Annotated in this window: 10 protein-coding genes; 7 read left to right on the top strand and 3 right to left on the bottom strand. The window is 59.4% G+C overall.

Going from position 1 to position 13273, the window contains the following annotated elements:
* Positions 1–1068: 1068 nt before the first annotated feature.
* From FXO12_RS23250 to FXO12_RS23235, 4 genes are all read left to right on the top strand, one after another.
* On the top strand, positions 1069–1587 hold the full coding sequence (locus FXO12_RS23250; RefSeq protein WP_057975509.1) for a cysteine hydrolase family protein: 519 nt from the start codon (positions 1069–1071) through the stop codon (positions 1585–1587).
* Between the two features lie 341 nt (positions 1588–1928).
* Positions 1929–2183, top strand: coding sequence for a DUF6124 family protein (locus FXO12_RS23245; RefSeq protein WP_054918008.1), 255 nt, complete (start codon positions 1929–1931; stop codon positions 2181–2183).
* 106 nt (positions 2184–2289) lie between these two features.
* Positions 2290–3315, top strand: coding sequence for a hypothetical protein (locus tag FXO12_RS23240; RefSeq protein ID WP_057975510.1), 1026 nt, complete (start codon positions 2290–2292; stop codon positions 3313–3315).
* Positions 3316–3431: 116 nt separating this feature from the next.
* Positions 3432–4865 carry a glycosyltransferase family 39 protein gene (locus FXO12_RS23235; protein ID WP_057975511.1) on the top strand — a complete coding sequence of 478 codons (1434 nt, stop codon included), beginning with the start codon at positions 3432–3434 and terminating at the stop codon, positions 4863–4865.
* Positions 4866–4880: 15 nt separating this feature from the next.
* On the opposite strand, the gene FXO12_RS23230 is transcribed toward FXO12_RS23235, so the two are convergent.
* Positions 4881–5369 (bottom strand): TIGR00645 family protein, encoded by a 489-nt coding sequence (locus tag FXO12_RS23230; protein WP_014719996.1) that lies wholly within the window; start codon positions 5367–5369, stop codon positions 4881–4883.
* 162 nt (positions 5370–5531) lie between these two features.
* On the opposite strand from FXO12_RS23230, the gene FXO12_RS23225 reads away from it, so the two are divergent.
* Positions 5532–7355 carry a hypothetical protein gene (locus FXO12_RS23225; protein WP_082631507.1) on the top strand — a complete coding sequence of 608 codons (1824 nt, stop codon included), beginning with the start codon at positions 5532–5534 and terminating at the stop codon, positions 7353–7355.
* Between the two features lie 59 nt (positions 7356–7414).
* On the opposite strand, the gene FXO12_RS23220 is transcribed toward FXO12_RS23225, so the two are convergent.
* Together FXO12_RS23220 and FXO12_RS23215 are read right to left on the bottom strand one after the other, a co-directional pair.
* Complete coding sequence (locus FXO12_RS23220; protein WP_003194269.1) at positions 7415–7732, bottom strand: hypothetical protein; 318 nt, start codon at positions 7730–7732, stop codon at positions 7415–7417.
* Between the two features lie 400 nt (positions 7733–8132).
* Positions 8133–10571: a Lon protease family protein gene (locus FXO12_RS23215; RefSeq protein WP_014719999.1), complete on the bottom strand. Its 2439-nt coding sequence runs from the start codon at positions 10569–10571 to the stop codon at positions 8133–8135.
* Positions 10572–10834: 263 nt separating this feature from the next.
* Between FXO12_RS23215 and FXO12_RS23210 the strand changes: the two genes are divergently transcribed.
* Positions 10835–11323, top strand: coding sequence for a DUF3015 domain-containing protein (locus tag FXO12_RS23210; RefSeq protein ID WP_003194274.1), 489 nt, complete (start codon positions 10835–10837; stop codon positions 11321–11323).
* A 92-nt stretch (positions 11324–11415) separates the two neighbouring features.
* Entirely contained in the window at positions 11416–13269 is a 1854-nt protein-coding gene (locus FXO12_RS23205) for a DUF4105 domain-containing protein (protein WP_057975512.1), read from the top strand.
* Positions 13270–13273: the final 4 nt, after the last annotated feature.

The following is a 13273-nucleotide window of genomic DNA, read 5'->3' as shown; positions in this document are numbered from 1 at the left end:
TAGACTTGTACTTTTGCTGCCGAATCTGTCAAAGGTTGATGACTCCAGCGCCCTTTAGGCAATCGACCTCTCTGTCACACAGTTAGCTGCGCCTTTGTCGAAACAGGCCGTGAGCAAGGCGTAGCCTGCTCCAATGGCCCGCCAAGCACATCTCGCTTTCTGACGGTGATAGTGGGTTCACGACTGGCAAAGGCTCTGATCGATGACGAAAATGAGCGTCCAGTCGAACGCATGCAGTACATCATCGTTGGCGGTCACTTGCTTTGAGAATTCCAGCCCAGTCCGCAAGGCTTTTCTGGTAACGTCCTGGAGCAGGACGCAGCAATCTCCGGTGTGAAGTTTACCGTGGGTATCGAAGTATTGCGAACAGTCAGCGGTCACAACGACGCTTACGCTGAAGTCATCTCACCCATTCGCACAGATTAACCACCAACTCATCCGCCATAGAGCTTCCGACCTCGTGCGCGGGCTCAATGTGGGGGGACAAATGGGGGGACAAATGGGGGGACAGAAAAATAGTTATCGGAAATACCCAGCAAAAACAGGCAAAAACTCAAAAATAACGCCGCCCACAAGCCGAGCGAACGTAAAGTTTAAATGGCGAGAGCTGGATGGAATAAAGACGCACCACTTAAGCTTAAAGGGATATCTGCTTTGGTCGGCCCCCTCGGACCAAGTGCAATCTCATCGGCCTGGCCGATCACGCCTCAGAGCTTTGAAAATGGACTTAGTATTCCAAAGAGTATTCCAATCAAAAGACCAAAAACATTAAATCGATAAAAAACAATAGCTTATCCTTCCAGTTCAGATTACCCCGGCGCACCACACTAACGAAGAAAGACGTCATGGACGTCTTTTTTGTACCTGGCATTCCATCAACCACAATGCTAGTGTCGCCCCATGACTACCTATTGCCTCACATCGACAACCACCACCACGACCGCATCAAGCGGAGCGTGCGAGGTTTCGTGAGCCAATAACCAACGAACACTTCAAAGGCCCGCCAGCGATGGACAGGGCCTTTTTTATGCCCTTGTGTCGCTGGTTCACACGCAAGGAGATGCACCCATGTACGCCCTGTTGATACTCGATATCCAAGTCGGGCTTGTTCACGGCCCGGAAAAGCCCTGGCGCTGCGAAGAGCTGTTGGAAACGCTCAACACCCTGATGGACAAGGCCCGCAGCGCAGGCGCGCCAATTTTTCTCGCGCGTCACATCGGCCCCGCTGGCTCGCCAATCGAGTCGGGCAGCCCGCTTACGCTGATTGCAGAGGAAATGAAGTTGCTGGGTGGGGAAGTGGTGTTCGAAAAGCGTCGGCCTAACGCTTTTGCGATGACTGACCTAGCTGACAGTCTGCGCTCTTGCGGCGCCACCGGCGTGGTAGTCACCGGGATGAAAACGCAATACTGCGTCGACAGCACCTGCCGTGCTGCGCGTGACCTTGGCTTCGATGCGGTGCTTATCGCCGACGGTCATACCTGTTCTGACACGCCCTTGATGAAAGCCGAGGCCATCGTGGCTCATCACAATGCCACGCTCAATGGGCCGTTCTGCCAGTTGGTTCAGGCTGAGGACTGGAGCTTTTAACAGAGCCTGACGACGGGGACGCCAACAGGGCCGAGCTTCGGAAGCTTCCCGCAAGTTGCCGCGCTGTTGGTGAACTGGCGCAACCCCCTTCACAACGCTAACTTCTTTGCGTCGCTGGCGATCAGCGACCGGCTTTGACAGGCCGAAAAGTGTAACCTTTCACACCCTGTGATAAGGCGGCATGCTTACGCATTCCGCTCCGTTCATGGCGGCTGTGCGTGGGGCATCTTCGGGTGCGCCGGGTTCCTACACTTCCGGTCTGTCAACCCGCGTACAGCTGCCACCCAATCCTGTTTGACAGCAGGGGGCGGTAGCTCCTTAAACAGTGTGGGAGCTTCATCATGAAAAAGATCACCCCCAATCCCCCAACCACCCTCTTCACCCTCGCCGAAAACATCCACCCCGAAACCCTGCTAATCCAAGCCAGCGAAACCCTCGCCTCCCTCAACGCCATGACCACCGACCTGGCTTTCGAACTTGAAGGCGCGCACCGCCACAAGTTGCTGGCCGCCCAGCAATTGATCGTTTTAGGTGAGCTACTGGTAGAACGGGTCTTGAACACCCAGCCATTCACTACCCAAATGCCACAACCTTAAAACACGAAAACGGGCGAGCTGCCTCAGCGTATCTCGCCCGCTGGCATCCCCTCACACTTCCCATTACCCTGACGGCCTTTATCAGACAACCGGAAGTCAGATACCCGTGTTCAAGCCCTTCGCCGTCACCGCCCTCGCCTTCATCCCTTCATTCGCCACCGCTGCCGAGCTGGCCGGGGTTTGGCAAGGTACTTTGGGCAAGTCCGCTATCACCGTCTGTTTCAACGGCGCCGACGGGGAGCATGGCAGTTATTACTACCAGCGCATTCGTACCCCGATTCAACTGACCCAGGCCAACGACAACGCGCCTTGGGTGGAGGAAGGCAACACCGGTTTCTGGGCCCTGCAAAAACCTCAGGGCGATACTCTTTCTGGTGCTTGGAGCAAAACCGATGGCGGTGCGCCGCTGCCACTGGCCCTGCGCCGCATTGGCACGGACGGCTGCGGCAGCGATGCCTATAACGCGCCCATGGAAGCCGCGCCGCTGCCGATCAAGACCGAGAAGAAGACTTTCCACAACCACACCTACCAGCTCAAGATCCAAGGCCCCCGCGTCACGCTCAAGCTGGAGGGCGATGGCCCGGCGGTGCAGAAGATCAACCAGCAACTCGCCGCGTTGGCCGTCAATGACGAAGATCTAACCGACTATTTTTATGAGCGGCGTGAATACCTGGGTCGAAACGGCTCGGTCTATACCAGTGAGATCGAGGTTGAGCCTGCCTATTGGTCATCGCAATTTCTCACCGTGCGGTTCTACCGCTGGGCCGCAGGCCAAGGCGCCATGGGCATCAGTTGGGGCCTGCACTCCTGGAACTTGCAAACCGGCGAGAGTGTGGACCCATGGACCTGGCTCGGCGGCCATCAGCAATGGCATGACGCCTATTCCGGCCATTTGAAGCTGCCGGCCGCCTTCAGCACTTGGCTGGCCAAGCAAACCACCACCGACGAGGGCTGCCCCGCGATTACCGATTACTCCAATTTTCACCTGAGCTTCAACACCCAGGGCCTGCAACTCTCGACACCGGCCAATGGTGACGGTTGCGACAACGACTTGGCCTTCACCTGGGAGCAATTGGAGCCGGTGCTGACCGCACAAGGCAAAGCGGCAGTGCCCAGCTTGAAACTGCCTTGATCCGCCGGAGAAAAACCCCACGGCCGTTCACCAAAGGTTAAGAATCGCACTCGTATACTCCCTGACTACCCATGACCGGTCGCCCGATCGGTCTCATGCCTCGGTAGCCAGACTCCATGACGCGCCCCGCTCCCCTGCTGCTCTTGCTTGCTGCTCTGTTGTTCTTCTTCGCCCTCGGCAACCACGAGCTGCAAGGCTCTACCGAAGCCCGGGTGTCCGGGATCGCCATGGCGATGCACCTGGACAATGACTGGGTGGTGCCGCGCCTGTTTCGTGAACCCTTCCTGGAAAAACCACCCCTGAGCCTGTGGCTGGACGCGGGTGCGATTCGCCTGTTTGGCGCCAGCACCGGGGCGGTGCGCCTGGCGTCGGCGTTTGCCGGGTTGTTCAGTGTGATGCTGTTGTACGGGATGTTGCGTCGGTTCGGGCGGCCGCAGACGCTGGCGTTCAGCGCTGCGCTGATCCTGGCGACCATGGCCAGTTATTGGGGCAATGTGCGGGGGGTGGGTGAGGATTCGTTGCTCAGCCTCGGTGTCACCGCGGCCCTGCTGGGGTTTTACCAGGCGGTACGGCCCGATCGTGAAGGTTCAAGTACTTGGGCCTGGGCGTTGTTTACCGCCGGGATGGTCATCGCTACGTTGAGCAAGGGTGTGTTGGGCCTGGCGATGCCGGGCATTGTGATTTTCGTGTACCTGTTCAGCACCAGCCTGATGGATAAACGCCTGCGGCTGGGCGATTGGCTCAAGCCGGCGCTGTTCACGCTGTTGGCGTTGGTGCCGCTGCTGATCTGGCTGGGGTTTCTGTTTCAGCGCGGTGGGATGCAGGCGGTGGGTGAGGTGTTATGGACCAATAGCGTCGGGCGCTTCAGTGGTTCGTTCGTCGAGGCCGGGCATTACGAACCTTTCTACTATTACCTCGCGAAACTGCCCGAGGCCTTCCTGCCCTGGAACATCCTGGTGTACTTGGGCCTGTGGCACTTCCGCAAAAGCCTGGTACGCAACCGCTACCGCCTGTTTTTCAGTGTGTGGCTGGTGGCGCAGTTCACCCTGCTGACCCTGGCTTCCAGTAAACGCACCGTGTATTTGATGGCGCTGACGCCAGCCGCGGCTGTACTGGCTGCCGAATATGCGCGGGTGCTGCTGGAGTGGGCCAAAGACCATAAGCCGGGGCTGTACCGCTATCACCGGCAGATCATCGGCGGGGTTTTCAGCCTGGCCATCGCCTGCTACCTGAGCGCGGCGTTCTGGTTTGCACCCAAAGCCGATGTGCGCCATTCATTCGTGCCGGTGATCAGCCAGATCCAGACCCTGCAAGACGAAGGCAGGACGGTGGCCATGTACCAACCCAACGAGCGCATCGACGGCGCCAGCGTGTTCTACCTGCAGGCCTACTTGCCGATCCTGAACACCGAAGCCGAACTGCGCGCCTTCCTCAGCGCCAAGCCCGGCAACGTTGCGCTGACGGACCACACTGACCGGCTAAAAGAGCCGGTTACGGTGATCAAGCAAATGGCAGTCAACCGCCAGCCTTATTACTTCGTGGAGCAGTAAGGCCAGCGCGGGGTATCAATGCTTGGTGAGTTTGTCCAGGTAGCCCATGGCGAACGCCGAGACCACGAAGGTCATGTGGATGATCACGTACCACATCAGGTGCTGTGGATCGACGTTCTTGGCGTCCATGAAGATGCGCAGCAGGTGGATGGAGGAAATCGCCACGATGGAGGCCGCAACTTTCATCTTCAGCGACGACGAGTCCATGGTACCCAGCCAGTTGAGCTTTTCCTTGTTTTCGTCGATATCCAGCTGCGACACGAAGTTCTCGTAACCGGAAATCATCACCATCACCAGCAAGCCGCCCACCAGGGCCATGTCGATCAACGACAGCAGCAGCAGGATCACTTCGGCTTCCAACATGGTGAAGATGTTGGGAATCACGTGAATGATTTCCTGGAAGAATTTCAACGCCAGGACCAGCAGGCCCAAGGACAGCCCCAGGTAGATCGGCGCCAGCAGCCAACGCGAGGCGTACATTGTATTTTCGATAAAGCGTTCCATTGAATCTCACACAGCTTGGCTAAAAATGGCGCCGAGTATACCAGCCGCTACCCGGCCCCTGTCACCGCGAGAAAACTGACCCAAGTGGCATCTGTAAGAGAATTTTTCTGCTAGTGTCGAGGCCATTCACTCGGCTCGATGATGTCGGACAGGAAAACTCAGATGATGGATGTGCGATCCCCTTTGGCCACTTTCGGCCTGTGCGCGGCGTTGCTGATGGCCAGCGGCTGCTCCCCCAAAGAAGAGCAGAAGCAGGCGACCCTCGAAGAGAAAACCACGAAGTTCGAACAGTCCCTGGACACCATCCAGGACCCCAAGCTGCGCGATGCCATTGCGGACCTGGGCGGCTCGCTGCTGTTGCTGGAGCGTGCGCGCGTCAAGCTCGCCAGCAAGCCCATCGAAGCCGAATACGGCGAAGATAGCCTGGCCCTGCTCAAGCATTACCCTACGCCCCAAGCGCTGGTGAACACCTACATCAATGGCCTGTTCGTGCTGCGCAAAACCTCGCACTCCGACTACCTGACGGATTTGCAGCCGGTCTTCCCGTTCAACTTCAACGCGCCGGACCAGTTCCCCTTCCCCCATGGCCTGGAATGGCAGTCGGTCACCCTGAGCAACAATAAAGTCATTCCCTTCCAGCCGGAATGGTCGGAAACCGACCCGGGCATCCAACTGAGCCCCAGCAGTTCCAACCTGACCAACCCCGACGACCTGACGGTGACCTACCCGTTTATCGAAGGGATCGAGACGGAAAACAAGAGCCAGCCACAACCCATCAGCCTCAAGGGCGCGGTGGAAGTGATCACCCCGGGCAAGGTGCTGACGTTCGACCTGACCAAACAAGACGTGGGCCATAAACGCACCGACGGCAACATCACCCTCAACCTGCTGACGCTGGAAAAGAACTACGCCGAGATCGAACTGACCAACAGCCAGCCCCTGGCCGCCGAAGTGGGCGATGCGTCACCCAACCCGCTGCTGGTGCAGGCACGGGACAGCACCGGGCAGTTTCTGACCCGCTCAGGCTCGATCAACGAGAGTGCCGCGCAGGTGGCGTTCTATGAGAAACAACTGGCCGAGATGCAAAAACAAACCGCGTGGTCCGATGCCTTCGATAAACAGCTCACCGACGCGCAAAAAGCCTTCGAGCGCCAGCAGACCAGCCATTACGCCAAGGTGTATTTCAACGGGCTGATCGATAACCTGCAGGTGAATGTGCTGGATTTCTCCAAGGCCACGGTCACCCGTAAAGACCTGGACCTGCCGGTGATGCGCTTTGACAGGAACAGCCTGCAAAACACCGTGCAGCCCCTGCCAATGCCGGTCACGGTGTATGACGACGGCGCCGCCAGTTGGCTCAAAGATGCCTCGATGACGGAGGACCAACTGAAAAACAGCGTCACCATCAGCCAATCGACCGAAGACGCCAGTGCCGCAAAAATCGTGTTCGACCACCCGTTCACCTTCAATGACGACCTAGTCGGTGCCGAACGCAACAACAGTGACGCGCCTATCACCTTCTTCACCGCCGACGACAAGGGCGAGCGCGGCGAGCCTATCGAGCTGCCGACCGAGGCTTTCGAGCTGAACGCAGTAAGCGGCACGCTCACCTACGACCTCAACCTGTTCCCGGAAACCCCGGCGTTTGTGGTGGGCTCGGTACCGTTGTTTTTGGCCACCATCGAGAAAGCCACGATTGACGCCGCCAAGCTGCCCAAGGGCCTGTCGCTCAAGGACAACGCGCTGATCGTCGACCAGAAGGACTTCCCCGCCGACAGTTGGCGCTTCTATGCCAAGGATGCCAGCGGCAATTACCTCAAGGAGATTCTCGGTGTCAGCCACCGCGCCGAGGAATACGGCACGGCGATGTTTGACGTGCATTACTTCTACGGCCAGCCGACCACGCTGGAAAGTTACCAGCGCACCGACCTCAGCACCGTGCAGTACGGCTTTGAGGTGAAGCTGGACAAGCCTGAGAGCAAATAGCCCTGGGTGGACGCGGTGCGTCCGGGGCGGCGTTACCACGCAGAGCGTGGGAACGATCCTCAGAGGGCCAGCCGCTCCTGGCCGCCATTGAGCTGGCGCAGATGAGCCTGCAGGTGCAGGCACCAGATCTGCGGCTCGTCCATTTGCTCGTAGCCGTGCAAGGTCAGGCTATCAACGATGGTGCCCAGCATGCGTTCTGCCACGAAGGGCCCATGGAACGGGCCCTGGGATTTGACGGTGGAAGGCTGCTCGCCCGACATGCCGGCGGCAAACAACAGCGTCCACATCCCGTTATCCCCGGCGAGAGGGCGAATGGAGCATTCGATACGGGTGACCAGGCCCAGGCACTGGCGAGTAAGGCAAAGGTTGCGCGACATGGCGGCGCCCCTCGGTAGATCGGTGTTCAGCCCCAGCGCACGGCGAGGCTGTTTCTATCCTGCGACTCCTGTGGATATCCTTGACTCTGAGAATAGAATAAAAACGCGACAAACCAAGGTTGTAGGGACCAACGGACGTTGGTCCCTGAGGGTGGAGTCAATTTTGTGGCACGCTAACCGTTCCCAAAAACACCACGGACCAGTGTGGGAGCTGGCTTAAGCGGTCATCGCCTTCTGTAGGAGCGAGCTTGCTCGCGAAAAACGGCAACGATAACGCGTGTTTGCTGAATGAACGCGGCGCCTGAAAGTTTTTCGCGAGCAAGCTCGCTCCTACAAAAAAGTCTTAACTGACTGGCCTTAAGGCAAGCCAGCTCCCACCTTGACCGAGTGATGACAGCAATCAGGTTGGCTTCGCTTCAGCCAACGCCTGCTGCGCCAGCTCTTTTTCCGCCTCCTTCAAATCTTCCTCACTGATCATCTCGGCAATCGCCCGCAAGCGCTCCACCACCCGCGCATTCACGGTGCCTTCCGGGAATTGCCCCTCGGCGTCCGGCTCGCCGGCATCCTCGCCCACCAGCAGGCTCAAGGCCTCATCCGCCTGGCGCACCGCATAGATGTGGAATTGCCCGGCACGCACGGCCTGCAACACCTTCTCGTCGAGCATCAGCGTGGCCACGTTGGCCTGAGGGATGATCGCACCCTGCTCACCAGTCAACCCACGGGCTTCGCAGAGGCGGAAGAAGCCTTCGATCTTCTCGTTGACCCCGCCCACCGCCTGCACTTCACCAAACTGGTTGATCGAGCCGGTGATGGCAAAACATTGCTTGAGCGGCGTCTTCGACAGAGCCGAGATCAAGGTGCATGCCTCGCCCAAGGACGCACTGTCGCCGTCCACATACCCGTAGGACTGCTCCAGGGCAATACTGGCGGAGATGGCCAACGGGAATTCCTGGGCATAGCGGCTGCCCAGGTAACCGGTGAGGATCATCACGCCCTTGGAGTGAATCGGCTGGCCGAGGTTAACTTCGCGCTCGATGTCGACAATACCGCTACCACCTGGGTACACCGTGGCGGAAATCCTCGCCGGCACGCCGAATGCCGAGTCGCCGACCTCCAGCACCGTCAAGCCGTTGCACTTGCCCACAGCGGCGCCGGCAGTGTCGATCAGGATGACGCCAGCGAGCATGTCGTCGAGAATCCGCGCCGACACGCGGCCGGTGCGCGTGGCCTTGGCCTTGAGGGCGCGCTCGATATGCCCGGCGTCGGTCATTTCGTCGCCGGCCAGGTGGCGAATAAAGTCCGCCTCGCTCACCAGCTGGAACAAATCACCAATACGCGCCGACAAGCGCCCCTGATGTTCGGCCAGGCGTGCGCTGTAGGTCGCCAGGCGCGCCACCGCGTCCGAAGTCAGCGGCGCCATGCCCTCTTCCGAAGTACGGGTTTTGAGCAACTGGGCGAACTGCTCCAGGCTTTCGTCGACCATGGGGATGTCTTCGTCGAAGTCCACCAGTACGCGGAACATCTCCTGGAAGTCCGGGTCGGCGTCCTGCAAGGCGTAATACAACTGGCGCGAGCCGATGATGATCACCTTGACCTGCAAGGGAATCATCTGCGGGTTGAGGGTCACGGTGGCCAGGCGGCCCAGTTCGCCCAGGGGCGATTCCATCTTCAGCTTGCGCGATTGCAGGGAGCGTTTGAGCGCATCCCACACGAAGGGCTCGCTGAGCATTTTTTCGGCTTCCAGGATCAGGAAACCGCCGTTGGCGCGGTGCAACGCGCCGGGACGCAACTGGCGATAGGTGGTGTAGAGCGCGCCCTGGTCGGTGCTGTATTCGATGCGGCCGAACAGGTTGTCGTAGGTCGGGTGCGGTTCAAACACCACCGGCGCGCCACCGTTGACCGAGTGGCCCACCACCAGGCTCGGGCAGTACTGCTCTTCGAGCAGCTTGCGCGCCTGGGCGTCGGTCTTGGCGTCGTCCACCAATTGCTCGACCACGGTTTTGAGCAGGTACACCTGCATGGCCTGCAGGTAGCCACAGACGCCCGCATTTTCTGCGTATTTTTCCGACAATGGCGCCAGCAAAGGCTGCAGCGCCAGGGTGATGGTTTCTTCGTTGAACTGGCGCAGCTGGTTGTTGGACTCGCGCTTCCACTGCGGCAGGCTGGCCAGCTCTTCGTTGAGGCGTTCTTCCAGCTCGGAGATATCGGTGTGGAAGCGCTCGCGATCGGCTTCCGGCAGTTGCGAAAACTCGGCTTCGTCCAGCGCCTTGCCGTCGAGCATCGGCGTAAAGGCGATGTTGGAGCTGTCGCGGTACAGCGCCACGTCTTTTTCCAGGGCCAGGCGCTCGATCACGTCCAGCGCCTTGTCGTAGCGCTGGTTGAACGCCCGGTCGATGGCGCTTTTACGCTGTTGATAAGTCGGGTGTTCGAACACTGCCGGGAAGGTGGCGACCAGGTTGTCGACCAGGCCGTTGATATCGGCGATAAACGCCGCGGCGGCGCCACCCGGCAATTCCAGGGCGCGAGGCTCGCGGGGCTCATCGAAATTATTCACATAAACCCAGTCCGCCGGGGTTTGCAGGCGCTTGCCTTCGGCTTTCAGGTAGCGTTTGACGAACGAAAAGCGGCCGGTGCCCGGCTCGCCCATGACAAACACGTTGTAACCGGGGCGTGGCATGGCCACGCCGAACTGCAAGGCTTCAACCGCACGTTCCTGGCCAAGCACACCGCGAAAGGGCTCCAAATCATTGGTGGTCGAGAAGCTGAACTGTTCAGCGGAGAAAGGGCGAGTCAGCGCTTCGGGCGCTAGACGCAAGCTGGCAGCAACAGGATCAGGCATCGGGCTTCCTTACATCAGGCGGGGCAGATGGGGCATTCTGGCTCCCGGTTGAGCGCTCTGGCAAGGCGCGCTTTCGGGAAAGCATAGCCATCGCATGCGTCCTGCAAAAAAATCGCCCGCCACTGAATGTTTATAAAAAAACACGGAACCCTGGGAACGTGCCTAAACTCCAAACTGCGCGGGTTGGACTAATAACTGGCCCCTAGGGTGCGTTGAGCACCTGAACCCTTGTCCATTGGTTTGCACACAAAGAGAACAAAGCTATGAAACGGATCCTTCTTGGTACTCTCTTCACCGTCGTCTCCCTCAATGCAATGGCAGAAGCACCAGGTGGCCCGAACTGCGGTTGGGGCAACATGTTGTTCGAAGGCCAGCGCGGTACTCCGGCCCACTTCCTCGCCTCCACCACCAACGGTACTTCGGGTAACGCCACCTTCGGCATGACCTCGGGCACCAACGGTTGCAGCACCAACAGCGCCCTGACCTACGGCGGCAAGTCCTGGATTGCCATGAATGGCATGATGAACGAGCTGTCCGAAGACATGGCCAAAGGCAACGGCGAAGCGCTGACCACCTACGCGGTGGTACTGGGTGTTGCGCCGGAAGATCGCGATCACTTCGCGGCCGTGACCCACGAGCACTTCCAGCAGATCTTCAGCAAGGCTGACGTGACCGCTGACGACGTGCACAACAACACCATTGCTGTACTGAAAAGCGATGCCCGTCTGGCGAAATACGCAACCCAGGCTTAAGCTCGACCTGCCCGCGCCTTTCGAGGCGCGGGTTTTATTTTTTCGACCCGCCCACCTTGGGTCTTTTTTTCCGTCCGACTTAAGTAGCCTCCATGCTCAAACGCCTCGCTTGCCTGGCTCTCTTCGCCTGCGCCCCGCTGCATGCGGCACCGCACCTCGACGATCAACGTTTGCAGCAACTGGCCAATGATCCATTCTGGCTGTCGCTGGGGCACTACGAAGCCGGCAAGATCAGTGGCTGGCGCAGCTATGTCAGCGACAAGAAATTCTTCATCGCTCCCGATGGCGCGCACCATCCGGACGCCGAACTCAAGGCCACCGTTGATGCGCTGTATGCACCGGCCAGCCTGGGTGAAAAGCACGCCCAATGTGTGTACCCCGCACGTACCCGCTGGCTCAAGGCGCAGTTGCAACTGAACGACCTGCCCGCCCTGGAGTGCAAAGAGTTCACCCAGTGGTTCAAGGACGTCGCGCCCCATAGCGCAGTGATGATCTTCCCGGCGGCCTACCTCAACAGCCCGTCGTCGATGTTCGGCCACACCCTGCTGCGCATCGACCAGGCCGACGTGCAAAGCAACAACACCGCCCTGCTCAGCTATGCGATCAACTTCGGCGCCTATATCGAAGGCTCCGACAACAGCATCCTCTATGCCTGGAAGGGCCTGATGGGCGGCTATCCCGGCCTGTTCGCCCTGGTGCCCTATCAGGAGAAACTCTCGGAATACCGCAGCCTCGAAAACCGCGATTTGTGGGAATACCGCCTGAACCTCACCGAGGTCGAGACCAAGCGTATGGTCGAGCACGTGTGGGAGCTCAAGCAGATCCAGTTCGATTACTTCTTCTTCGACGAAAACTGCTCCTATCGCCTGCTCGAACTGCTGCAAGTGGCCCGCCCTGGCCTGCGTTTGACTGAGCAATTCCCACTCACCGCGATCCCTACCGATACCGTCAAGGCGGTAAAGGACGCAGGTCTGGTCGAAAAGATCGACTATCGCCCCTCGCGTGAACGCGAACTGCTCGAACGCGCCAAGCCGCTGGACGGCGATGAGCAGCAGTGGGTGTTGAAAGTCAGCGATGACCAGAAGCAACTGCAAGAGCCTGCATTCAAAGCACTGCCCCGCGAGCGCCAGGCACTGATCGTGGATGCTGCTTACCGCCTGGGCCGCTACCGCGCCAATGGCCTGGAGCGCGATGCGACACGCTCCCAGCGCAGCTTCGAACTGCTGCGTGCGATCAACCAGAACCCGGCGCCAGACCTGAAGATCACCCCGCCTGGCCTGCCGGAAAATGGCCATGAGTCGCGCACCTGGCAAGCCGGCATCGGCACCCGCGGCGACAAAGCCTTCGGTGAATATGGCCTGCGCATGGCCTATCACGACCTCAACGACAACGCCGAAGGCTTCCCCTTGGGCGCGCAGATCGAAATCCTGCAAATGAAACTGCGCCAGTACGAGGGCAATCACTGGCAGCTCCAGCAACTGGACCTTGCCACCATCCGCTCGCTGACGCCGCGCAATGCGCTGCTGCAACCCTGGTCGTGGCAAGTCACCGGCGGCCTGGAACGCGTACCGGGCAAACACGACGACGAAACCCTGGTGGCCCACGTCAACGGCGGCGCCGGTGGCACCTGGCAACTCTCCGACGACATGCTCGGCTTCGCCCTCGGCACCGTGCGCGTGGAGCACAACAACGACTTCAGCGAAGCCATCTCCCCGGCCGCCGGGTTCAACACCGGCGTGCTGTGGAAAAACCCGTTGGGCAACCTGAGCCTGGAAGCCAAGGGTGATTTCTTCACCAACGGCGAAGTGCGGCGCAGCATCAGCCTCAACCAGCAATGGGAACTGTCGCGCAACCTGGGCCTGCGCCTGAGTGCCCAGCGTGAGTACAGCCACCTGTCCACACCGGTAAATGAAGTGATGCTTGAGCTGAAGTGGTACCACTACTGACTCA

The sequence above is a fragment of the Pseudomonas sp. J380 genome (genome assembly GCF_009827115.1).
GTDB classification, from domain to species: Bacteria; Pseudomonadota; Gammaproteobacteria; order Pseudomonadales; family Pseudomonadaceae; genus Aquipseudomonas; species Aquipseudomonas paracarnis.
This window is presented reverse-complemented; position numbering and strand designations above follow the sequence as displayed.

Coding starts and splice junctions, on each gene's coding strand:
- FXO12_RS23220 (WP_003194269.1), bottom strand. CDS start 7,732: ATGTCGCGCAACCTTTGCCTTACTCGCCAGTGCCTGGGCCTGGTCACC.
- FXO12_RS23235 (WP_057975511.1), top strand. CDS start 3,432: ATGACGCGCCCCGCTCCCCTGCTGCTCTTGCTTGCTGCTCTGTTGTTC.
- FXO12_RS23215 (WP_014719999.1), bottom strand. CDS start 10,571: ATGCCTGATCCTGTTGCTGCCAGCTTGCGTCTAGCGCCCGAAGCGCTG.
- FXO12_RS23230 (WP_014719996.1), bottom strand. CDS start 5,369: ATGGAACGCTTTATCGAAAATACAATGTACGCCTCGCGTTGGCTGCTG.
- FXO12_RS23250 (WP_057975509.1), top strand. CDS start 1,069: ATGTACGCCCTGTTGATACTCGATATCCAAGTCGGGCTTGTTCACGGC.
- FXO12_RS23225 (WP_082631507.1), top strand. CDS start 5,532: ATGATGGATGTGCGATCCCCTTTGGCCACTTTCGGCCTGTGCGCGGCG.
- FXO12_RS23205 (WP_057975512.1), top strand. CDS start 11,416: ATGCTCAAACGCCTCGCTTGCCTGGCTCTCTTCGCCTGCGCCCCGCTG.
- FXO12_RS23245 (WP_054918008.1), top strand. CDS start 1,929: ATGAAAAAGATCACCCCCAATCCCCCAACCACCCTCTTCACCCTCGCC.
- FXO12_RS23210 (WP_003194274.1), top strand. CDS start 10,835: ATGAAACGGATCCTTCTTGGTACTCTCTTCACCGTCGTCTCCCTCAAT.